Here is a 20,576-nt window from a genome sequence, read left to right as displayed (position 1 = left end):
CGCGGTCGTGCTTGACGAGGGCGGCTGCGATGCGGCGAAAGACGGAAATGCCCAAGACCTTGCAAATCGGCGATGTGACCGTGCCCGGCCAGGTGCTGATGGCGCCGATGACCGGCGTGACCGACCTGCCGTTCCGCATTCTGGCCTCCAGACTGGGCGCCGCCTATGTCGCCACGGAGATGGTGGCCGCCAAGGAACTGGCGCGGGCGCGGCCGGACGTCGTGCGGCGCGCCGCCGTGGGGGCAGGTCTGCCGCTGACCGTCATCCAGCTTGTCGGGCGTGATCCCGAGCAGATGGGCGAGGGGGCGCGTATGGCGGAAAAGGCCGGGGCGGACATCGTGGATCTGAACTTCGGCTGTCCGGCCAAGGAGGTCACAGGCTCGGCCGCCGGTTCGGCCCTGATGCGGACGCCCGATCTGGCCTGTCGGATCATGGAGGCGGCGGTCAAGGCGACCGATCGGCCAGTCACGGTCAAGATGCGACTGGGCTGGGACGACGAGAGCCGGAACGCCGCCGAACTGGCCCGCCGCGCGGAAGAGATCGGCGTCAAGGCCGTCACGGTGCATGGCCGCACGCGAAAGCAGTTCTATACCGGTCAAGCGGATTGGGACGCGGTTGGGACGGTGAAGGCGGCGGTCGGCATTCCCGTCATTGTCAATGGCGACATCATCACCGCCGATGAGGCGCGCCAGGCCCTTGCGCAGTCCGGCGCGGACGGCTTGATGCTGGGACGTGGCGTCTATGGCCGGCCGTGGCTGGCGGCGCACCTGGAGCGAGCGCTGATCGACGGCGTGGCGCTGGAGGAACCTGAACCGGAAGAGCGTCTGGCGATCGTGATCGAGCACTTGCGGGCGTCGGCCGAGTTCTACGGCCTGCCGCTGGGTCTGAAGATGTTCCGCAAACATCTGGGCTGGTACATCGAACAGGCACCTTGGCCGGCCGATCCGCAACACCGTCGTGAGGCCAAGGCAAGAATTTGCCGTCTGGATGATCCGACGGCCGTCGAGGCCGCCATGCACGAACTGTGGCGGCCGGATTTGCCTCGGGCTGGCAAGTCTGCTGTTGAAAATGGGCCACAGGTGTTGGAGACTGCTGTGGCATGACGGATACGCCTTCAGCACGCACCGCTTCGCCCGACCTTGCGTCGGACGACGGGTCGTTCTGGGGGTGGGTGGATAGCGAACGGGGGCGGACTGGCTTCGGACTGGCGTTCTTTCTGGCTGTCGCGATCACGGCGGCGGCCATCTGGCTGGTGGCGGTCGCGCCGGGCGCCACATCGGGGCCGGCGCGCGGATCGAGCAGCCAGATTGCGCTGATCGTGCTGGCCGCCAATCTGCTCCTGATTTCCGGCTTGGCCATCATTGTCGGCCGACGCGTGCTGACCCTCGTGCACAGCACCGATGAAGCCGGATCGCGCCTTCATCTGAGATTTGTGGCCCTGTTCTCGATGGTGGCGCTGGTGCCGTCAGTGCTGATCGCCCTGGTGTTCGGCGTTCTGGTCAATCGGGGCGTGGACCAGTGGTTCAGCGCCAATGTGAGCACCTCGGTCGACAACGGCGCCTCGATCGGCAAAGCCTATATCGCCGACGTCAGTTCCGACATGACACGCGACCTGCGCACCATGAGCACAGAGTTGGGCGGAGCCCGACAAGTCTTCGACAATCGCATTCAGTTCACCGGCGCATTGAAGCAGATCGCCGAGTTTTTCGGCTATCCGGCCGTCTATGTTCTGAACGGCAAGGGTGAGGTTCTGGCGACCGGGAAACTTCCCGGCGCACCGCCTTATCTCGCGCCTCCTGTATCCGAACTGGAAATCGCCTCCGAGGGCCAGGATATTCCCGTCAAGGTCACTGAAAATCCCGATACCGTTCGCGCCCTCTATCCGCTGCCGGGATATGGTGACGCCTACCTCTATGTCGTGCGTCCGCTGGCGCCAGGACTCGTCGCACAGATGCGTTCGGCCGTTCAATCAATCCAAGCCTATCGCGAGGCGGAAGAAAGCCGGGCACGCATCCAATCGGCCTTCATCCTCAGCTATCTGGAGACGGCGCTGCTGGTGCTGGTGGGGGCGGTGTGGCTAGGGATGTCGGCGGCAAGCAGCATCTCCGCGCCGATCGGTCGGTTGGTGAAGGCGGCCGGACAGGTCGCGGGCGGCGACTTCACCGCACGGGTCGACAGCGACGGCGCCCCGGCCGAGATCGCCACCCTGTCGGACGCCTTCAACCGTATGACCGGCGATCTGCAGGCCCAGCAGGCGGCGCTCAAGGCCGCGAGCGACGAGGCGCATGATCGCAGCCGCTTCATCGAGACCGTTCTGTCGGGCGTCAGCGCCGGGGTCATCGGCCTGGACAAGCGCGGGCGAGTGTCGGCCATCAACGACAGCGCCCTGCAACTGCTTCATATCGAAGACACCGAGGTTTTGGGCCATGAACTCGCAGCCCTGTCGCCAGAGCTCAGCGATCTGGTGCGGCGCGCCGAGGCCCATATCGAGGAGGACATCGACGTCAGCCGGGGCGGGGACACGCGACGGCTGCGCGTTCGGATCGAGGGCGGCTTCGGTGGCGAGATGGTCCTGACCTTCGACGACATCACTCGTCTGGTGACGGCCCAGCGAAACGCCGCCTGGCGCGACGTGGCGCGCCGCATCGCCCATGAGATCAAGAACCCGCTGACGCCGATCCAGTTGTCGGCAGAGCGACTGAAACGGAAATATCGCGCGCGGATCGGCGAGGATGTCGAGATCTTCGACCGGTGCACCGACACCATCATCCGCCAGGTCGGAGACATCGGCCGCATGGTCGATGAGTTCTCGTCCTTCGCCCGCATGCCGGCTCCGCGTTTTGCGCCCGAAAACCCGGGCGAAATGCTGCGCGAGGCGGTGTTCGCTCAGCGGGTCGCCGTGCCGGACATCGTGGTCGACATCACCGAGCCCCTGCCCAAGGCGACAATGCAGGCCGACGGCCGCATGGTCGGGCAGGCGTTGATCAACATCCTCAAGAACGCGGGCGAATCCGTTGCCGCGCAACGGCTTGCGGCAGGTGAGGCAGCCGCGTCAGAACGCGCGGGCGTGATCGCGTCACTGACGATCAAGGATGGCTTGGCCACCTTCGTGATCGAGGACGACGGCGTGGGTCTGCCGGCGCGCGACCGCGATCGCCTGACCGAACCCTATGTGACAACGCGCGAGAAGGGCACGGGCCTGGGCCTGGCCATCGTCAAACGCATTTGCGAGGACCACGGCGGCGAGCTGAAGCTGGCCGACGCCGACACCCTGCGCGGCGCACGCGTGTGCATGATCTTCCCCCTGAAACCCCACGGCAAAGACGGCGAGGGCGCGGAGCGCAAGCTCCAGACCCTGGCCGCCGAATAGCGAGGCAAGATGCGACCAACAGGTTCCGACATTCTCGTTGTCGACGACGAGGCCGACATCCGCGACCTGGTGTCCGGCCTGCTGGAGGACGAGGGCCATGCCGTGCGCGTCGCCGCCAACTCCGACGAGGCCCTGGCCGCGATCCGGGCCAGGAAGCCATCGCTGGCGATCCTGGACATCTGGATGCAGGGCGGGGGGCTGGACGGGCTGGAGCTGCTGGAGGTCGTCAAGGAACTGGATCCTGATCTGCCGGTGGTGATGATTTCCGGTCACGGCAATATCGAGACGGCGGTGACGGCGCTGAAGCGCGGCGCCTATGACTTCATCGAAAAGCCGTTCAAGTCAGATCGGCTCGTCGTCGTGGTCGAACGCGCCATCGAGGCGGCGACGCTGAGGCGCGAGAATCGCCGCCTGCGCGCAGCGACCATGACGCCGTCGGGTCTGATCGGCCGGTCGCAGGCCGCGCAGGCCTTGCGCAGCACCATCGCCAAGGTGGCGCAGGCCAACAGTCGGGTGCTGATCGCCGGACCGGCCGGCTCCGGCAAAGAACTGGTGGCGCGTCAAATCCACGAAGCCAGCCCGCGCGCTCGCGCCGAGTTCGTCGCGATTTCGGCCGCCGGCATGACGCCGGAACGTCTGGATGTCGAACTGTTCGGCGAGGAGGGCCAGGACGGCCGTCCGCGCAAGATCGGCGTGTTCGAACGCGCCCACAATGGCACGCTGTACCTGGACGAAATCAGCGACATGCCGCGTGAGAGCCAAAGCCGCATCCTGCGCGTTCTGGTGGACCAGCGGTTCCGGCGTGTCGGTGGAGAACAGGACGTTCAGGTCGACGTTCGCGTCGTGACCTCGACCTCGCGCGATCTGAAGGCCGAGATCGCAGAGGGACGTTTCCGCGAAGATCTGTTCCACCGTCTGAATGTGGTGCCGATTCGTGTCCCGCCGCTGTCGGAACGGCGGGAGGACATCGCCGAACTGGTCGAATATTTCGTGGACACGATCAGCGCCTCGCAAGGTCTGCCCAAACGCATCGTCGGCGATGATGCGGTGGCGGTGCTGCAAGTCCACCCGTGGCCCGGCAACATCCGCCAGCTGCGCAACAATATCGAGCGATTGCTGATCCTGGCGACCGGCGATCCGGCCGAAACGATCACCGCCGATATGCTGCCACAAGAGGTGGCGACCTCTAACGGCGGGACGGCGAACCTGGGCGGCGAGCGCACCATCGCCCTGCCGCTGCGCGAGGCGCGCGAGGTCTTCGAGCGGGAGTATCTGGCGGCCCAGATCATGCGGTTCGGCGGCAATATCTCGCGCACCGCCGCCTTCATCGGCATGGAGCGATCCGCCCTACATAGAAAGCTGAAGTCGCTGGGCGTCTCGCCTGCACGCGGCGGCGATGAAGAAGAGCCGGCCTGATGTCACGCGTCGCCTATGTGAATGGCGCGTATAGCGCGCATGGCGAGGCCGTGGTCCATATCGAGGATCGCGGTTTCCAGTTTGCAGACGGCGTCTATGAGGTCTGGTCGGTCTTCGATGGGAGGCTGGCCGATTTCGAAGGTCATATGAGCCGCCTTCACCGCAGTCTGAACGAACTGAAGATCGGCATTCCGATGAGCGCCGGCGCCTTAGGCGTCGTTCTGCGCGAGACCGTGCGGCGCAATCGTGTGCGCAACGGGATGGTCTATCTGCAGGTCACGCGCGGCACGGCGCCGCGCGATCATGGCTTTCCGATCGATGTCGCGCCCAGTGTCGTCGTGACGGCCAAGCCGATTGATCCGGCGCGAAATCAGCGTCTGGCGCAGAACGGCGCGGCCGGCGTCACCCAACCCGATATTCGCTGGGGGCGTTGCGACATCAAGACGGTCGGCCTGCTGCCGAATGTGCTGGCCAAACAGGCGGCGCGCGAGCGCGGCGCCTATGAGTGCCTGATGTACGACGACATGGGGCTGATCACCGAAGGCGCATCGACCAATGCGTGGATCGTGGATGAGCACGGCAGGCTGAGAACGCGGGACATCCAGGCCAATATCCTGCGGGGCGTCACGCGAGCGGCGGTCCTAGAGCTCGCTGCCGCCGAGGGTGTCGAACTGGAAGAACGCGCCTTCTCGGTCGATGAAGCGAAACGGGCGCGCGAGGTGTTCGTGACCGCCGCCAGCGCCTTCGTCATGCCGCTGGTTTCGCTGGACGGCGTGAAGATCGGCGACGGCAAGCCCGGCCCCGTCGCGACCCGCCTGCGAGAACTCTATCTTGAACAGGCGCGTCGAGGGGCCATTTAGGGCGTTGCCCGAGCGGCCGGGCGGCGGTTAAGGTCGCGGTCGGCTGCATCGGCCCCGCCGCTCCCACGGCGACAAACAACGAAGAACAGGAAAAACCTGCCATGTCGCAAGACAAACGTCAGAACCTTCAGGACACCTTCCTCAACTCGGTCCGCAAGACCAAGACGCCGCTGACCATCTTCCTGGTCAATGGGGTCAAATTGCAGGGCATCGTGACCTGGTTCGACAACTTCTGTGTCCTGCTGCGCCGCGATGGCCAGTCCCAGCTGGTGTACAAGCACGCCATCTCAACCATCATGCCGTCCGCGCCCGTGCAGCTGTACGAGCCCGACGCCGAAGAAGACTGATTGACCCAAAAACTGATCGACCACACCGTCCCGCTGATCCGGGCGGTCGTCATTCACCCCGACCGACGCTCGGACAGTCCCCGGCTGGCGAGCGAACGGCTTGAGGAGGCGGCGGGCCTTGCTCGCGCGCTCGACCTCGACGTGCGCGCCGAAGAGATCGTGCGGCTGCGCAGCACAACGCCTGCGACCTTGTTCGGCACGGGCAAGGTCGAAGAATTGGCCGCGCTCGTGCGCGCCGCAGACGCCGAGGCCGTCATCATCGACGACGCCCTGACGCCGGTGCAGCAACGCAACCTGGAAAAGGCGTGGGAGGTGAAGGTCATCGACCGCACCGGCCTGATCCTGGAGATCTTCGGCCGTCGCGCGCGGACCAAGGAGGGGCGGCTTCAGGTCGAGCTGGCGCGGCTGGATTACGAACGGTCGCGACTGGTGCGGACCTGGACCCACCTTGAGCGGCAACGTGGCGGCACCGGTTCGACCGGCGGGCCCGGCGAAACCCAGATCGAGCTGGACCGCCGTCTGATCGCCGACCGGATCGTCAGGCTGAAGTCCGAGTTGGAAGAGGTGCGACGCACGCGCGGCCTGCACCGCAAGCAGCGTCAGAAGGCGCCGTTCCCGACGATCGCCCTGGTCGGCTACACCAACGCCGGCAAGTCGACGCTGTTCAATCGGCTGACGGGATCGGAGGTCTTCGCCAAGGACCTGCTGTTCGCCACCCTCGACACGACCCAGCGCACCATCCGGCTGCCGCAAGGGCGGCCGGCCATCGTGGCGGATACGGTCGGCTTCATCTCTGACCTGCCGCACGAACTGGTCGAGAGCTTTCGCGCCACGCTGGAAGAAGTCGGCGAGGCCGATCTGATCCTGCACGTCCGCGACATCGCCTCGCCCGACAGCGCCGCTCAGGCCAAGGACGTCGAGGCCGTGCTGAAACAGATCGAGACGCCAGAGGGCAAGACGCGCCGGGTGCTGGAAGTCTGGAACAAGATCGACCTGCTGGATGACGAGGCGCGCGAGACTGTGCTGGGTCAAGCCGAACGGTTGGCGAAGGACGGTGAGGCGGTCGCCGTCTCAGCGTGGACGGGCGAAGGGATCGAGCCTCTGCGCCAGATCATCGCCGGCCTGATCGACGACGATCCCGAGACGCAGCTGACGCTCGAGCCTCATCAGGGCGAGGCCCTGGCCTGGCTTTATGAACATGGAAGGGTCATGTCGCGCGATGCGGACGAGCTTGGCCGTACTCACGTCACGGTGCGGCTGCACCCTGCGGCGCTCGGGCGATTCGAGCGCCTGTATCCCGACCTGGCCGACTGAGTTTTCATGCATCTGATCGAAACCGTCCTGCTTCTGCTGTTGGCCGTGGTGGTGTCGGGTTCGATCGCGCGGATCACGCGCATCGCCTTGCCGTTGGTTCAGATCGGGCTGGGCGCCGCCATCGTGCTGATTACGGGCAAAACGGTCGATCTTGAGCCGGACATCTTCTTTCTGCTGTTCCTGCCGCCGCTGCTGTTTCTGGACGGCTGGCGAATTCCCAAGGAAGACCTGTTTCGCGACCGGGCGGTGGTCCTTGAGCTGGCGCTGGGGTTGGTGCTGTTCACCGTCGTCGGTCTGGGCTTCCTGATCTGGTGGATGATCCCGGAGATGCCGCTGCCGGTCGCTTTCGCCTTGGCCGCCATCCTGTCGCCGACCGATCCCATCGCAGTTCAGGCCATCGCGGCGCGGGCGCCCATCCCCAAGCGCCTGATGCACATTCTGGAAGGCGAGTCGCTGTTGAACGATGCGACAGGTCTGACCTGCATGCGCATCGCGGTCGCCGCCGCGACGACGGGAGCGTTTTCGATCGGCCATGCGGTCGGGACGTTCGCCTGGCTGGCTCTGGTCGGGGTCGCCGTCGGCGTTCTGGTCACCATGGCCATCAGCTACGCCAAGAGCTTTGTCAGCCGACGCTGGGGCGAGGACGTGGGCGCGCAGATTCTGGTCAGCCTGCTGATCCCGTTCGCGGCCTATCTGGTCGCGGAAGAACTGCACGCGTCCGGCATTCTGGCGGCGGTGGCGGCCGGGGTGACGATGAGTTTCACCGAACGCGGAGGCATCGCCGGCCAGTCGATGGCGATGACGCGGATCCGGCGCAGCGTCGTATGGGACACGGTTCAGTTCGTGGCCAACGGCATCATCTTCGTGATCCTGGGCGAACAGATGCCCTCGATCATGTCGCGCGCGGCCGAGGTGGTGGCGGGCACCAGCCGGCCTGAGGTCTGGTGGTTGGCGGTCTATGTGTTCGGCATCGTCGCCACCTTGGCGGCGTTGCGGTTTGTCTGGGTCTGGACCTCGCTGAAGCTGACCCTGTTTCGCCGCCGCCATCGTGGGCCGCCGGCCAAGGTCGGTCTGCGGCTGACCATGGTGATGTCTCTGGCGGGCGTGCGGGGCGCGATCACTCTGGCGGGTATCCTGACCCTTCCATTCGCCTTGGGCGACGGATCGCCGATGCCGTCGCGGAACCTGGCGATCTTCCTGGCGGCGGGCGTGATCGTGGTTTCGCTGGTGGTGGCGACCTTCGCCTTGCCTAGACTCCTGAAGAACGTCGAACTGCCGCCGGAGCCGTCGCACGAGCAGGAAGAGGATCGCGGCCGGGTCGCGGCCGCTTCGGCCGCCTTGCGCGCCATTGAGGACGCCTCGTACGCTATGGCGGAGGGCAAACCCGACCCCGACCTCTATTCCGAAATCGCCGGTCGGATCATGGAGACCTATCGCCAGCGGATCGAGACCCACACCCGCACGGACGAGGAAGACGCCGCCCTGACGCGCAAGATGGACGATATCGAGCGTCGTCTCTGGCTGGCCGGCTTGGCCGCCGAGCGCGAGGAACTGCGACGGCTGCTTAGGGCGCGTCAGCTGGATGAGGTGACGGCCAAGAAGCTGTTCCGTGACGTCGATCTTCAGGAACTGCGCTACCTCTGACGATCCATGAAAGCGGAGACGGCCGCATAGCTGTCGGCGATGCAGTGGGCGCCGCGGGCCGTCAGGCGCTCGGCATGGCCGTCGCGAACATGCCCGCCCGCCGTCAGTCCCACGACCGTCATACCGGCCGCGACCCCTGCGGTGACGCCCGCCTCGCTGTCTTCGATCACCAGGACGCGGGCCGGATCGATGCCCATCGCGTCGGCGGCGTGCAGGAAGATGTCGGGGTGGGGCTTGCCCCGTTCGACCACCAGGCCGGTGAAGACCGCGCCGTTGAAATGATCCGTCAGGCCGAACAGGTCCAGGCCGACGCCGATCCAGTCGGGGCCGCTGGATGAGGCGATGCAGCGGGGCTCGGGTCGGGCGACGACGAAGTCCAGCAGACCGGGCACGGGTTCAAGTTGCTGCGGCGCGCGCTGGCGACAGGTCGCAAACCATTTGTTGTGGAAGTCGTCGGGGCAGGCACGACCCAAGGCCGCCTCGACGACCGGCCGGTTGTCGCGCCAGCGCTTGCCCGTATAGGCGGCCAGCACATCGTCTAGCGTGGTCGGCAGGCCGATGGCGGTCAGCTGCTCGGCCATGACGGTGCTGTTCAGCACCTCGCTGTCGGCGACGACGCCGTCGTAGTCGAAGATGATCAGGTCGTAGGTCACGGGCTCGCTCAAGCTTCAGGCGCAGCCTTTTCTGCGACCTTTGCGGCGTCCCAGAGGCGGTCCATCTCGGCCAGGTCCGATTGGTCCGGCGTACGGCCGTCCTTGGCCAGCGCCGCCTCGATGAAGCCGAAGCGACGCACGAACTTCGTGTTGGCGGCGCGCAGGGCGTCTTCGGGCTCGACGTCCAGCTTGCGCGCCAGGTTGGCGACGACGAACAGAAGATCGCCCAGCTCTTCGCGCGCCTTGGCCTTGTCGCCGGCGGCGATCTCGACGCGCAGCTCCTCGACCTCTTCGGCCAGCTTGTCGAACACCTCATCGGTAGAAGGCCAGTCGAAGCCGACACGACCGGCGCGCTTGGTCAGCTTGGCGGCGCGGGTCAGGGCGGGCAGGCCGACCGGCACATCGTCCAGAACACCCGGCTTCTTGCGGTCCTTGCGCTCGGCGGCCTTGATGGCTTCCCAGGCGACGGTCTGTTCCTTCGAAGAGCGCTGGGCCTCGTCACCGAAAACGTGCGGGTGGCGGCGTTCCAGCTTGTCGGCGATGGCCGTGACCACGTCGTCGAAGGCGAACAGCCCCTGTTCCTCGGCCATGCGGGCGTGGAAGACCACCTGAAACAGCAGGTCGCCCAGCTCGCCCTTAAGCTCGACCAGATCGTTGCGCTCGATGGCGTCGGCGACCTCATAGGCCTCCTCGATCGTGTAGGGGGCGATGGTGGCGAAGGTCTGCTCCACGTCCCAAGGGCAGCCGCAGTGAGGATCGCGCAACCGCTCCATGACGCCGAGCAGGCGGTCGATCGGTCTCAACGGCGGGCTCCATCACGAGCTTCGAGGGCGAGGCGGATTTCATCGTGCCGCTTCGGCGTCAAAGGATAGCCCTTCAGCACCCAGGCGGCGGCGGCCAGCAGCAGGCCCGGGACCAGAATGAACAGAATCTGGAGCGTCAGCAGGGAAAAGTCGCTGTTGCCCATCGGCCCCGGCACCGCCTTGAAGCCCACACCTTGGAGGATCAGGTAGGGGATCAGCGCGACCACGTGGCCGATCTTGGTCGTCGCGGACAGGATGGAGAACATCAATCCGGTGCGATCCACACCGGTCTCCAGTCGCACTTCGTCGCCGGCGTCCGCCATCATGGCGCGCAACAGGAACAGGCCGGCCGCATAGGGCAGGCCGGCGATGAACATGGCGCCTGCCGTCAACATGAAGTTGCCGCCGGGAACCAGGGTGGCGGCGATGTAAAGGGCCGCGAAGATCAGGCTGGCGACCGCCAGGGCCTTGTCCTTGCCGATCCGCGTGGCCAGCCAGGCCCAGATCGGCGCGCCGCACAGACCGGCGACGAAATAGAACAGCATGAACAGGCCGGCCTGGCTGTGGTCATAGCCCTTGATCTGCCCAAAGAAGAAGAACAACAGCGAACCCGTGATGCCCGGCGCGACGCCCAGCAGCAGGTCGGCGATCAAGAGCTTCCGGACCGTGGGCATCTTCAGCAGGGCCAGATAGGCGCTGGCGCCGCCATGCGGCTGGTCGCCCGCGTTCACGGGTTCGGGTACGGCGACCATGGCGAGACCGATGGTGACGGGCAGGGCGATCAGGATGGCCCAGCCCATGATCCGCACGCCGTCGGCATAGTTCCCGATGCCCGTCTGAACCACCACGGTCGGCAGCACCAGGATCAGGATCACGCCGATGATGTTGAACACCTGCCACCAGCCATAGACGCGGCTGCGCTGATCATACTGAGGCGCGAGCACGGCGGCCCAGCCGAGTTGGCCCAGGGTGCCGATCGAGAAGCCAAGGTAGAGGACCAGCAGCCAGCCGAACAGATAGGCCGGTCCGGCGCCGGGCTGGACCACGACGAACATCATGAAGGCCGACAGCATCAGGATCGGCGTAGAGATCGCCATCCACGGGCGATAGCGGCCGAACCGCGTCTTGGTCTTGTCCATGCCCCAGCCGATGAAGGGGTCGAAGACGATGTCGATCAGGCGCACGGCCATGAAGACGGCCGCCACGACTCCCAGCTCCAGGCCTACATAGGTGGCGTAGAACTCTGGCAGGGTGACGGGCAGGGCGACGCCAAAGGCCGCCAGCGGCAGGCACGGGCCGGAAAAGGCCGCGAGCACGGCGTTGGACCGGCGGGGCGCGGTCGGCGCGGCGGTGAACATGCGTCGGTCCGAAAGGCGCGGCGCGAGTCGGCCGCGCGCCACCATGCCAGCGATCGGTGACGCATGCACTTGTGAGATCGACCGGCTTGGGGCTTCCTGTAGGACATGTGGCGAAGCCTTTTTGCGTTCCTGTCCGTTTGCTTCGTTCTGACGTTCGCCGGCGACGCGCGTGCGGCCGGGCCATGCCACACCAACGCCGACGGTTGGCAGGCGCAGGGGCTGGCGAACGCTGCATCGGCCTACGGCATGGAATGGGCGCCGTTCGGGGCGGCGGAGTGGGGGTGGCAGGCCTATCTGCCGCTGATCCAGCGCGAACTACACACGGCCTGCGGACCCGGCACGCCGATCTTTGCATCGCAACTGGCGGGGTTTCAGCAGACGCATAACCTGACGCCGACCGGCCTGTTCGATGCGGCGACATTCCAGGTGTTTCGCGGCCTGTGGCAGGAGCGGCGGCCGTTCGTGATGGCGCGCGTCAGCGGAGCCTGTCCCGAGCCGCCGCCGATCAATCAGCTCGGCTATCTAGTAGAGGCCGAGGAACATGCCGACCGTCTGACACGTCTGCTGCGCCGTGACGTGCTGGACGCCTATCGCCGGCTGGTCGCGGCCGCACGGGCGGAGGTTCCGGAGGTGGAGGCCGATCCCGAACTGCTGCAGATCTTCTCCGGCTTCCGCGATCCCGAGGCGGACGCGGCGCGCTGTGCGCAGCAGGGCAACTGCGACGGCCTGCGTCGTGCCGTCTGCTCGCCGCATCGGACCGGCACGGCGGTCGATCTGTATGTCGGCCAGGCGCCGGGTCTGGGTGTTGATTCCACCACCCCGGCCAGCCGCGAATATATGGCGCGGTCGGCGACCTATCGCTGGCTGGTGACGAACGCTGGGCGTTTCGGCTTTGTGCCCTATGTCTATGAGCCGTGGCACTGGGAGTATGTGAAGCCTTGGGATCCTTCGTTCGCGCCCTGACCGAGTCTGAGAAATCGCTCGCGCGAGAGGCCTTCGGGGCCGCAATCGACCTCGCACCCGTCCGTTTGATCGGTTGGCCGTTCCGCCGCGCCTTCGTTGCTGGACGCTGGTTCGGGCGAGACTGGATTGTCTGGCCGCAAGCGCAGCTCGCCACAGACTTCACGGTGGCGTCCGAGCGAATGCAGGGCGTCCTGATCCATGAACTGACGCACGTCTGGCAGGCCCAGCAGGGCGTCAATCTGCTGTTTGCTAAGCTGAAAGCTGGGGACACCTCCGCCTCCTACGCCTACCGCGTGGAACCGACCTGCCGGTGGGACGCCTTGAACATCGAGCAGCAAGCGATGGTGATGGAGCATCGTTTCCACTGTCGCCGCGGTCGCCCAACGCCGGGCGACAGGACCTTTTACGACACCGTCTGTCCCTTCGAGACGTGATTTGATGTCGGGGACTTGCGGAAGGACCGACAGCGCGCCAAGTTAGCAACGGTCGTTGTTGCGAATGACGACCCTTGTCATTCAACGGAGCCTCCTCGATGCCGAAAGTCCTCGTCCTCTATCATTCGACCTATGGTCACCTGGAAACCATGGCCGAGGCGGTCGCCGAAGGCGCGCGCGAGGTCGAAGGCGCCGTCGTGGACATCAAGCGCGTGCCGGAAACCGTGCCGGAAGAGCTGGCCAAGGCTTCTCACTACAAGCTGGATCAGAAGGCGCCGATCGCCAAGATCGACGATCTGAAGGACTACGACGCCATCATCGTCGGCGCCGGCACTCGCTTTGGTTCGGCCGCGTCGCAGATGCGCGCTTTCCTGGATCAGGCCGGCGGCCTGTGGTTCTCGGGCGCCCTGATCGGCAAAGTGGGCGGAGCGTTCACCGCGACGGCGACACAGCACGGCGGTCAGGAGACGACCTTCCAGGGCCTGCACAACTTCTTCATGCACCAGGGCATGCCGGTCGTGGGTCTGCCCTATTCCTTCCAGGGGCAGATGACGCTGGACGCCATCCACGGCGGCTCGCCCTATGGCGCATCGACGATCACGGGCGGCGACGGCTCGCGTCAGCCCAGCGACGTCGAGCTGGACGGCGCCCGGTTCCAGGGCAAGCATATCGCCGAGCTGGCCAAGAAGCTGCACGGCTGATCCGATGCGTCAGCCCGCCGTCTTCTTCGGCCACGGTTCGCCCATGAACGCGCTCGGCGGTCCCTATGGGGCTGCTTGGCGTGCGCTGGGCGAAGCGATCGGCAAGCCCAAGGGTGTGGTGATGATCTCCGCCCACTGGGAGACGCGCGGGCTGGGCGTGACCGCGCAGGAGAAGCCCGAAACCATCCATGACTTCGGCAACTTCCCGCGCGAACTTCATCAGATGCAGTATCCGGCACCCGGGTCGCCCGCCTTGGCGGCGCGGGTGTCGGCGCTGACCGGGGCCGTCCAGACGCAAGCGTGGGGCCTGGATCACGGGACCTGGTCGGTGCTGTGCCATGTGTGGCCCGAGGCCGACGTGCCGGTCGTGCAACTGTCGCTGAACCGCGAGCTGACGGCGCGTCAGCATTACGATCTAGCCAAGGCGCTGAAGCCTCTGCGCGATGAAGGGATCGTCATCTCCGGCTCGGGCGACTTCGTCCACAATCTGCGGACCTGGAAGCGAGAGGACGGCGCAGAGCCCTACGCCTGGGCGACCGGCTTCAACGAGGCGGTGAAGACGGCGTTCGAACGGGGCGACCATGAAGCGCTGATCGACTGGGTGGGTCTGGCCGAGGACGCGCAACTAAGCGTGCCGACCGACGAACATTTCCTGCCGGTGCTTTATATCGCCGCCCAGCAGGAGCCGGGCGAGGCTGTCAGCTTCTTCAACGACCGCATCGACGGCGGCTCGATCTCTATGACGGGCGTCCGGATCGGCTGATCAGGCCGCCTTCTCGGCCTCGACCATCTTCTGGATCGACACATAGTCTGTCTTGCCGGTGCCCAGGACGGGGACCTCGGCGACCTTGACGATCTTTTTCGGCACGATCAGTTCGGGCGCGCCGTTGGTTCGCGCCCATTCAGCCAAGGGCGCGACCTCAGCGTCTGCGTGGTCAGTGACGAGCACCAGCTTCTCGCCCTTACGGCTGTCCGGTATCGACACGACGGCGTGGCGCTGATCCGGCCAGACGGCGCCGGCGATCCCTTCGACGGCGGTCAGTGAAACCATCTCGCCGCCGATCTTGGCGAAGCGCTTGGCGCGGCCGCGGATGGTGACATAGCCGTCGTCGGTCACATCGACGATGTCGCCGGTGTCCAGCCAGTCGTCGCCGATCGGATCCCACTGCAAGGGCTCGGCCGAGGTGACATAGCCGCTCATGACATTGGGCCCGCGCAGCATCAGGCGACCGCCCGCGTCGATGCCGTCGACCGGCTCCAGCTTCCAGTCGATGCCCGGCAGCACCTGACCGACCGTGCCGGGCGTGTTGCGGTCAGGATGGTTGACGGCGATCACGGGCGAGGCCTCGGTCGCGCCGTAACCTTCCAGCAGTTCGACGCCGCCGAACTTAGTGTTGAACAGGGTGCGGGTCTCCTCGCGCACCTTCTCGGCGCCGGCGACCACGAACTTCAGCGTCGAGAAGTCGTTCGTTTCGGCGACGCGACCGTACTGGTTCAGGAAGGTGTCGGTCGCAAACAGAATCGAGGCGTTCACCTGGGGCAGCAGGTCGGTGATCTGTTTGGCGTGCAGCGGCGACGGATATTGGAAGGCCTTCAACCCTTGCAGCAGCGGCAAGATGACCCCGCCGGTCAGGCCGAAACAGTGGAAGGTCGGCAGGGGATTGAACATCACCCATTCCGGCAACAGGTCGATGTGGGCCGCCACCTGACGCGCATTGGCGACGAGGTTTTTCTGGCTCAGCACCACGCCCTTGGGCGTGCCGAAGCTGCCGGAGGTGAACAGGACGACCCCCGGCGCATCGGGGTCCGTCTTCACGCGGAACCGCTTGGGCGCCGCGCCGGCGGCGAGGCCGTAGAGCTTGTCGGCCAGGCCGATGGTCTTGCGCACGTCGTCCAGCCAGACGACCTCGGCCACCGTCTTCAGTTCGACGATCAAGTCGTCCAGCTTGGCCTGGTCGATGAAGCGTTTGGCGGTCAGCACCTTCTTGACGCCCGAGGCCTTGATCGCCGCCTTCAGATTGGCTTCGCCGGCGGTGAAGTTCAGCATCACCGGCACACGACCGTGGGCGTGCAGACCGAAGAAGGTGACGACGACGCCCATGGACGACGGCAGCAGGATCGCGACCCGCTCGCCCTTGTCGGTCATGTTGGCGATCTTGCGGCCTAGCACGAAGGCGGCGCGGATCAGGCCGGTATAGCTCAGCGGATGCCGGTCCTGATCCTCCAGGATTTCCTTGTCGCCGAACCGCGACCGCGCATCGATCAGGGCGTCGATCAGGGTCGAGTCGTAAAGCGAGGGATCCAGGGCCTGGCGCAAGCGCGTCTCCTACGGAGGACGCGGGCGGCCCTCTCTGTTGTTCGGGCGACTGTCATTAATGACGCCGCGTCATCTTGAAAAGATGCGTAACGTCGCGTGAGTTCCGATGCGTGATCACGCCTGCGGCAAGTCTGTTACCCGGTGTGCCTTGCCTAAACGGCCTCAAAGTCCGAAATACCGGCCATGGTCACCCTGATCGACACCCTTCAGCGCAAGCCGTCCGAGCTGCGTCACCCCGAAAAGCAGAACCGGCCCGAGTCGGTCGTTCTGAAAAAGCCCGACTGGCTGCGGGTCAAGGCGCCGGGCTCTGGTCAATACAACGCCACCAAGGAGATCGTTCGCTCCAAGGGGCTTGTGACGGTCTGTGAAGAGGCGGCCTGCCCGAACATCGGAGAGTGCTGGAGCCAGAAGCACGCCACCCTGATGATCATGGGCGACACCTGCACGCGGGCCTGCGCCTTCTGCAACGTCAAGACGGGCTTGCCTCAGCCGCTGGATCCGGAAGAGCCGGGCAAGGTGGGCCTCGCCGTACAGCAGATGGGTCTGAACCACGTCGTCATCACCTCGGTCGATCGCGACGATGTGGCCGACGGCGGCGCGGCCCACTTCGCCGAGGTGGTGCGCCAGATCCGCATCCAGGCGCCGGACACCACGATCGAGATCCTGACGCCCGACTTCCTGCGAAAGGACGGGGCGGCCGCCGTGATGATCGACGCCAGGCCCGACGTCTTCAATCACAACCTGGAGACCGTGCCGCGCCTGTATCTGAAGATCCGGCCGGGCGCGCGCTACTTCCACAGCCTGCGCCTGTTGCAGATGGTCAAGGAGCGGGACCCGAACCAGTTCACCAAGTCCGGCATCATGGTCGGCCTGGGCGAAACCAAGGAAGAGGTCATGCAGGTGATGGACGACATGCGGTCCGCCGGCGTCGATTTCATCACAATCGGCCAGTACCTGCAGCCGACGCGCAAACATGCCGCGATCGACCGCTTCGTCACGCCGGAAGAGTTCAAGGCCTATGAGGCGATCGCCCGGGCGAAGGGCTTCCTGATGGTGTCGTCCAGCCCGCTGACGCGTTCGTCGCACCATGCCGGCGACGATTTCGCCCGGCTGAAGGCGGCGCGCGAGGCGCAGCTGCGCCGCTAAGTCCCGCATGGCCGTCCACCGCGTCACGCGCATTCTTCCCTATGCGCCCGAACAGCTTGCCGATCTGGTCGCCGACGTGCGCGCCTATCCCGACTTCGTGCCGTGGGTGACGTCGATGCGCGTCTGGAACGCGCGCGAGGAAGGCGAGGGCGTCGGCTTGCAGGATGCGGAGGCCAGCGTGGGCTTTTCCTTCCTGCAAGAGCGATTCTCCACCTGGGTCCGGCATGATCGCAATGCGCCGAAGGTCGAGGTCGGCTTGCTGCGCGGGCCCTTCAAGCACCTGAAGAACCGTTGGGAGTTCTTTCCCCATCCGGACGGCACGCGGCTGGAGTTTATGATCGACTTCGCCTTCAAGTCCCGGATGCTGGACATGATGCTATCTGCGAACTTCGACCGTGCGGTGGAAAAGCTGATCGGCTGTTTCGAGGCCGAGGCGAAACGGAGATACGGCGTCCGATGAGTTTCGATTTCGACGCGACCGTCGTGGGCGCCGGGGCTGTGGGCCTGGCCTGCGGTCGGGCGCTGTCGAAACGGGGGCTGACGGTGTTGGTGCTGGAGAAGGAAGCCCACATCGGCCAGGGCGTCTCCTCGCGTAACTCCGAGGTCATTCACGGCGGCCTCTATTACCCGACCGGATCGCTGAAGGCCCGCTTCTGCGTCGAGGGACGCCGCGCCCTTTACGACTTCCTCGCCAGCCGCAAGATCGAACACTGGAAATGCGGCAAGCTGGTCGTGGCGACGCAGGAGTCAGAGGTCGAACGGATCGAGGCGATCTTCGAACAGGCGACGGCGAATGGCGTCGAGGGGCTGGCGCATCTGACCGGCGCCCAGGCGCGGGCGCTGGAGCCGGAGCTGAACGCCCACGCCGCCATCCTGTCGCCCGAGAGCGGCCTGTTCGACAGTCACGGCTATATGCTGGCCCTGCAGGGCGAGATCGAGGATGCGGGCGGGTCGGTCGTGGTCTCGGCGCCATTCGAGGGCGCAGAGCCGCTGGCAGGCGGCGGATTCACGATCCGTGTCGGCGGGGAGGGGGCGATGCAGGTCACCAGCCGCCTTTTGCTAACCGCGCCGGGACTGTCAGCTCAGGCGGTGGCGGCGCTGATCGAAGGCTATCCACCCGGCGATATTCCGGCCGGGCATTTTGGCAAGGGCATCTATTTCCGGCTGACGGGCAAGGCGCCGTTCGACCGCTTAATCTATCCGCCGCCCATCCCCGGCGCGCTGGGCACCCACTATCGCAAGGATCTGGGCGGTCAGGCCGTGTTCGGCCCCGATCTGGCCTATGTCGATACCGAGGATTACTCGGTCGATCCTGCCAAGGCCGAAGAGTTCGCCACCTACATTCGTCGTTTCTGGCCGGGATTGCCCGACGGCGCCCTGACGCCGGACTACGCCGGCATTCGGCCCAAACTGCATGGGCCGGGCGAGCCGCAACCGGACTTTCAGCTTCATGGCCGCGAACATCACGGCATCGATGGCCTGATGGCCCTGTTCGGCATCGAAAGCCCGGGCCTGACCAGTTCGCTGGCCATCGGTGAAGCGGTGGCTGACGCTCTGACGGAGGCCGCATGACCGAGCGCGAGAAGATGCTTGCGGGCTTGCCCTACGATCCGGGCGATCCTGATCTGCGCGACGGCCGGGCCCGCGCCGTGGCCCTGACCGTCGCCATCAACGCCGAGCCGGATCGCGACCGGCGCGGCGCCCTGGTCAACGAACTGGTCAATGCGGCCGACGGCAAGGCGATCATCATGCCGGGCTTCTTCTGCGACTACGGCGTCAACATCCACTTGGGCGCGCGGGCCTTTGCGAACGCCAACTGCGTGTTTCTGGACTGCGCCGAGATTCGCATCGGCGACAACTTCCAGGCCGGGCCGGGCGTACAGCTTCTGACGCCGGAACATCCGCTGGACGCGGTCGCCCGCCGGGGCAAGGAGACGGCGCGGCCGATCGTCATCGGGGACGACGTCTGGATCGGCGGCGGCGCTATCGTTCTGGCGGGCGTCACCATCGGCGATCGGTCGGTGATCGGCGCGGGATCGGTCGTGACAAAGGACGTGCCGTCCGACGTGGTGGTGGTCGGCAATCCTGCGAAGATCGTCCGGCGTCTGACGCCTGCTTAAACGCCTTGAAATCGTCGCGCGGTTCATGCATAAGCCGCGCCTCGCGTGGCGGTCCTGAGGGCCGCCGCTATTGTTTTCGCGCTAGACGGAGCTCGGCTCTGGGCGGCGCCCGACTTAGAAGATTGAGACGGACATGGCCGTTCCGAAGCGCAAAGTATCTCCCTCGCGTCGCAACATGCGCCGCGCCCACGACGCCCTGACCTCGAACGTCTACGTCGAGGACAAGGACACCGGCGAGCTGAAGCGCCCGCACCACATCGACCTGAAGACCGGCACCTATCGCGGTCGTCAGGTCATCACGCCGAAGGAAGACTAGTCTTTCAGGCGACCCCGACTTCGGTCGGATGACGATTTTGACGGCGCGCGGTGACCCGCGCGCCGTTTTCGTGCGTTCAATGCGGTGAAGCTTCATTTGGAGAATACTGCATGATGATTCGTCTCACCGCCGTCAGCGCCGTCGCGCTTCTGACTCTTGCCGCCTGCGGCCGTGACGAGCGCCCGACCGCTGAAGCGCCTCAGGAGGCGGCGCCCGTCGCCATGGCTCCGGCGGCTCCGACCCCGCCTGTCACGCCTGCCGCCGATCCCAATATCCTTACAGCCGAGGGGCTGGGCCCCGTGCGAATCGGCATGTCGCGGGCCGACCTGGTGAAGGTTTGGGGTGAGGACTCCCAGCCGAACGCTGTTGGCGGCCCGGAGCCGGAGGTCTGCGATCAGTTCCATCCGACCAAAGCGCCAGCCGACGTGCTCGTGATGATCCAAAGAGGCGTCCTGACGCGAATCACGCTGTCTCGTGGCGCGACAATCGAGACCGATCGCGGGTTTAAGGTTGGCGACACGGCCATGGCGATCAAACAGGCGTACGGCGGATCGATATTCGCGCAACCGCACAAATATCAGGATGCGCCCGCTGAAGACCTGTATGCCTGGTCAAAAGGCGGTTCCAGCGCCTATGTCACCGACTCGGCAGCCCGTGGGGTCCGCTATGAAGTCGGCGCGGACGGCAAGGTCATCGCCATTCACGCCGGCGATCCGTCGATCCAACTGGTCGAAGGCTGTTCCTGACGCCCGGCGACGATGTCGGCATTGGCGTTTGGCGGGGAGGCGGCTAAACCGTCTGACCTCCCTTGCCC

The 20,576-nt window shown here is 65.8% G+C and carries 21 protein-coding genes; 17 read left to right on the top strand and 4 right to left on the bottom strand.

Going from position 1 to position 20,576, the window contains the following annotated elements; translation table 11 throughout:
* The first annotated feature begins 47 nt into the window (after positions 1 to 47).
* From dusB to JX001_RS10765, 7 genes are all read left to right on the top strand, one after another.
* Positions 48 to 1,103, top strand: coding sequence for a tRNA dihydrouridine synthase DusB (gene dusB, locus JX001_RS10795; RefSeq protein WP_205681062.1), 1,056 nt, complete (start codon positions 48 to 50; stop codon positions 1,101 to 1,103).
* Entirely contained in the window at positions 1,100 to 3,370 is a 2,271-nt protein-coding gene (locus tag JX001_RS10790) for a sensor histidine kinase NtrY-like (RefSeq protein ID WP_205681061.1), read from the top strand. The genes dusB and JX001_RS10790 overlap by 4 nt, the downstream gene beginning before the upstream one ends.
* 9 nt (positions 3,371 to 3,379) lie before the next feature.
* Positions 3,380 to 4,786, top strand: coding sequence for a nitrogen assimilation response regulator NtrX (gene ntrX, locus JX001_RS10785; RefSeq protein ID WP_066551406.1), 1,407 nt, complete (start codon positions 3,380 to 3,382; stop codon positions 4,784 to 4,786).
* A complete protein-coding gene (locus JX001_RS10780; protein WP_205681060.1) occupies positions 4,786 to 5,646 on the top strand; it encodes a D-amino-acid transaminase in 861 nt (286 codons plus the stop codon). The genes ntrX and JX001_RS10780 overlap by 1 nt, the downstream gene beginning before the upstream one ends.
* Before the next feature lie 101 nt (positions 5,647 to 5,747).
* Complete coding sequence (gene hfq, locus JX001_RS10775) at positions 5,748 to 5,993, top strand: RNA chaperone Hfq (protein WP_003164861.1); 246 nt, start codon at positions 5,748 to 5,750, stop codon at positions 5,991 to 5,993.
* Entirely contained in the window at positions 5,994 to 7,307 is a 1,314-nt protein-coding gene (gene hflX, locus JX001_RS10770; RefSeq protein WP_205681059.1) for a GTPase HflX, read from the top strand. It begins immediately after the preceding gene.
* A 6-nt stretch (positions 7,308 to 7,313) separates the two neighbouring features.
* The gene (locus JX001_RS10765) at positions 7,314 to 8,951 is read left to right on the top strand and encodes a Na+/H+ antiporter (RefSeq protein ID WP_205681058.1); all 1,638 of its coding nucleotides are present in this window, start codon (positions 7,314 to 7,316) and stop codon (positions 8,949 to 8,951) included.
* Here JX001_RS10765 and JX001_RS10760 read toward each other — a convergent pair.
* Genes JX001_RS10760 through JX001_RS10750 form a run of 3 tightly spaced genes read right to left on the bottom strand, consistent with a single transcriptional unit; the run spans position 8,942 to position 11,765 of the window.
* A complete protein-coding gene (locus JX001_RS10760) occupies positions 8,942 to 9,604 on the bottom strand; it encodes an HAD family hydrolase (RefSeq protein WP_205681057.1) in 663 nt (220 codons plus the stop codon). The genes JX001_RS10765 and JX001_RS10760 overlap by 10 nt on opposite strands.
* Positions 9,605 to 9,612: 8 nt before the next feature.
* Positions 9,613 to 10,377: a nucleoside triphosphate pyrophosphohydrolase gene (gene mazG / locus JX001_RS10755; RefSeq protein ID WP_241004838.1), complete on the bottom strand. Its 765-nt coding sequence runs from the start codon at positions 10,375 to 10,377 to the stop codon at positions 9,613 to 9,615.
* Between the two features lie 26 nt (positions 10,378 to 10,403).
* Positions 10,404 to 11,765, bottom strand: coding sequence for an MFS transporter (locus JX001_RS10750; RefSeq protein ID WP_205681055.1), 1,362 nt, complete (start codon positions 11,763 to 11,765; stop codon positions 10,404 to 10,406).
* Positions 11,766 to 11,870: 105 nt separating this feature from the next.
* Here JX001_RS10750 and JX001_RS10745 point away from each other — a divergent pair, with 105 nt between their 5' ends.
* The 4 genes from JX001_RS10745 (at position 11,871) to ygiD (ending at position 14,626) form a co-directional block, all read left to right on the top strand.
* Positions 11,871 to 12,728 carry a D-alanyl-D-alanine carboxypeptidase family protein gene (locus JX001_RS10745; protein ID WP_205681054.1) on the top strand — a complete coding sequence of 286 codons (858 nt, stop codon included), beginning with the start codon at positions 11,871 to 11,873 and terminating at the stop codon, positions 12,726 to 12,728.
* Positions 12,704 to 13,162 carry a hypothetical protein gene (locus JX001_RS10740; protein ID WP_241004615.1) on the top strand — a complete coding sequence of 153 codons (459 nt, stop codon included), beginning with the start codon at positions 12,704 to 12,706 and terminating at the stop codon, positions 13,160 to 13,162. Before JX001_RS10745 ends, JX001_RS10740 begins: the two co-directional genes overlap by 25 nt.
* A gap of 98 nt (positions 13,163 to 13,260) precedes the next feature.
* Positions 13,261 to 13,863, top strand: a complete 603-nt coding sequence (gene wrbA / locus JX001_RS10735) for an NAD(P)H:quinone oxidoreductase (RefSeq protein WP_205681053.1) — start codon at positions 13,261 to 13,263, stop codon at positions 13,861 to 13,863.
* A 4-nt stretch (positions 13,864 to 13,867) separates the two neighbouring features.
* Entirely contained in the window at positions 13,868 to 14,626 is a 759-nt protein-coding gene (gene ygiD, locus JX001_RS10730; RefSeq protein ID WP_205681052.1) for a 4,5-DOPA-extradiol-dioxygenase, read from the top strand.
* On the opposite strand, the gene JX001_RS10725 is transcribed toward ygiD, so the two are convergent.
* Positions 14,627 to 16,180: an AMP-binding protein gene (locus JX001_RS10725; RefSeq protein ID WP_205681051.1), complete on the bottom strand. Its 1,554-nt coding sequence runs from the start codon at positions 16,178 to 16,180 to the stop codon at positions 14,627 to 14,629. It abuts the gene before it with no gap.
* Between the two features lie 183 nt (positions 16,181 to 16,363).
* On the opposite strand from JX001_RS10725, the gene lipA reads away from it, so the two are divergent.
* The 6 genes from lipA (at position 16,364) to JX001_RS10695 (ending at position 20,508) form a co-directional block, all read left to right on the top strand.
* Positions 16,364 to 17,326: a lipoyl synthase gene (gene lipA, locus JX001_RS10720; protein WP_066551415.1), complete on the top strand. Its 963-nt coding sequence runs from the start codon at positions 16,364 to 16,366 to the stop codon at positions 17,324 to 17,326.
* Positions 17,327 to 17,333: 7 nt separating this feature from the next.
* Positions 17,334 to 17,786, top strand: coding sequence for a type II toxin-antitoxin system RatA family toxin (locus tag JX001_RS10715; protein ID WP_091746630.1), 453 nt, complete (start codon positions 17,334 to 17,336; stop codon positions 17,784 to 17,786).
* Positions 17,783 to 18,898, top strand: a complete 1,116-nt coding sequence (locus tag JX001_RS10710; RefSeq protein ID WP_205681050.1) for an NAD(P)/FAD-dependent oxidoreductase — start codon at positions 17,783 to 17,785, stop codon at positions 18,896 to 18,898. Before JX001_RS10715 ends, JX001_RS10710 begins: the two co-directional genes overlap by 4 nt.
* A complete protein-coding gene (locus tag JX001_RS16425) occupies positions 18,895 to 19,446 on the top strand; it encodes a sugar O-acetyltransferase (protein ID WP_205681049.1) in 552 nt (183 codons plus the stop codon). Before JX001_RS10710 ends, JX001_RS16425 begins: the two co-directional genes overlap by 4 nt.
* Positions 19,447 to 19,579: 133 nt before the next feature.
* Complete coding sequence (gene rpmF / locus JX001_RS10700) at positions 19,580 to 19,762, top strand: 50S ribosomal protein L32 (RefSeq protein ID WP_026108365.1); 183 nt, start codon at positions 19,580 to 19,582, stop codon at positions 19,760 to 19,762.
* 110 nt (positions 19,763 to 19,872) lie between these two features.
* Positions 19,873 to 20,508, top strand: a complete 636-nt coding sequence (locus JX001_RS10695; protein WP_241004614.1) for a hypothetical protein — start codon at positions 19,873 to 19,875, stop codon at positions 20,506 to 20,508.
* The last annotated feature ends 68 nt before the right edge of the window (positions 20,509 to 20,576 follow it).

It is taken from the genome of Brevundimonas fontaquae (assembly GCF_017086445.1).
In the GTDB taxonomy this organism is placed as follows: domain Bacteria; phylum Pseudomonadota; class Alphaproteobacteria; order Caulobacterales; family Caulobacteraceae; genus Brevundimonas; species Brevundimonas fontaquae.
The sequence above is the reverse complement of the archived record's forward strand: the minus strand, read 5'-3'. Positions and strand labels throughout refer to the sequence as shown.

Bases quoted from the DNA above. Each gene is read 5' to 3' on its own strand.
- dusB (WP_205681062.1), top strand. From the start codon at position 48: ATGCCCAAGACCTTGCAAATCGGCGATGTGACCGTGCCCGGCCAGGTG.
- JX001_RS10790 (WP_205681061.1), top strand. From the start codon at position 1,100: ATGACGGATACGCCTTCAGCACGCACCGCTTCGCCCGACCTTGCGTCG.
- ntrX (WP_066551406.1), top strand. From the start codon at position 3,380: ATGCGACCAACAGGTTCCGACATTCTCGTTGTCGACGACGAGGCCGAC.
- JX001_RS10780 (WP_205681060.1), top strand. From the start codon at position 4,786: ATGTCACGCGTCGCCTATGTGAATGGCGCGTATAGCGCGCATGGCGAG.
- hfq (WP_003164861.1), top strand. From the start codon at position 5,748: ATGTCGCAAGACAAACGTCAGAACCTTCAGGACACCTTCCTCAACTCG.
- JX001_RS10765 (WP_205681058.1), top strand. From the start codon at position 7,314: ATGCATCTGATCGAAACCGTCCTGCTTCTGCTGTTGGCCGTGGTGGTG.
- mazG (WP_241004838.1), bottom strand. From the start codon at position 10,377: ATGGAGCGGTTGCGCGATCCTCACTGCGGCTGCCCTTGGGACGTGGAG.
- JX001_RS10750 (WP_205681055.1), bottom strand. From the start codon at position 11,765: ATGTTCACCGCCGCGCCGACCGCGCCCCGCCGGTCCAACGCCGTGCTC.
- JX001_RS10745 (WP_205681054.1), top strand. From the start codon at position 11,871: ATGTGGCGAAGCCTTTTTGCGTTCCTGTCCGTTTGCTTCGTTCTGACG.
- wrbA (WP_205681053.1), top strand. From the start codon at position 13,261: ATGCCGAAAGTCCTCGTCCTCTATCATTCGACCTATGGTCACCTGGAA.
- ygiD (WP_205681052.1), top strand. From the start codon at position 13,868: ATGCGTCAGCCCGCCGTCTTCTTCGGCCACGGTTCGCCCATGAACGCG.
- lipA (WP_066551415.1), top strand. From the start codon at position 16,364: ATGGTCACCCTGATCGACACCCTTCAGCGCAAGCCGTCCGAGCTGCGT.
- JX001_RS10715 (WP_091746630.1), top strand. From the start codon at position 17,334: ATGGCCGTCCACCGCGTCACGCGCATTCTTCCCTATGCGCCCGAACAG.
- JX001_RS10710 (WP_205681050.1), top strand. From the start codon at position 17,783: ATGAGTTTCGATTTCGACGCGACCGTCGTGGGCGCCGGGGCTGTGGGC.
- JX001_RS16425 (WP_205681049.1), top strand. From the start codon at position 18,895: ATGACCGAGCGCGAGAAGATGCTTGCGGGCTTGCCCTACGATCCGGGC.
- rpmF (WP_026108365.1), top strand. From the start codon at position 19,580: ATGGCCGTTCCGAAGCGCAAAGTATCTCCCTCGCGTCGCAACATGCGC.
- JX001_RS10695 (WP_241004614.1), top strand. From the start codon at position 19,873: ATGATGATTCGTCTCACCGCCGTCAGCGCCGTCGCGCTTCTGACTCTT.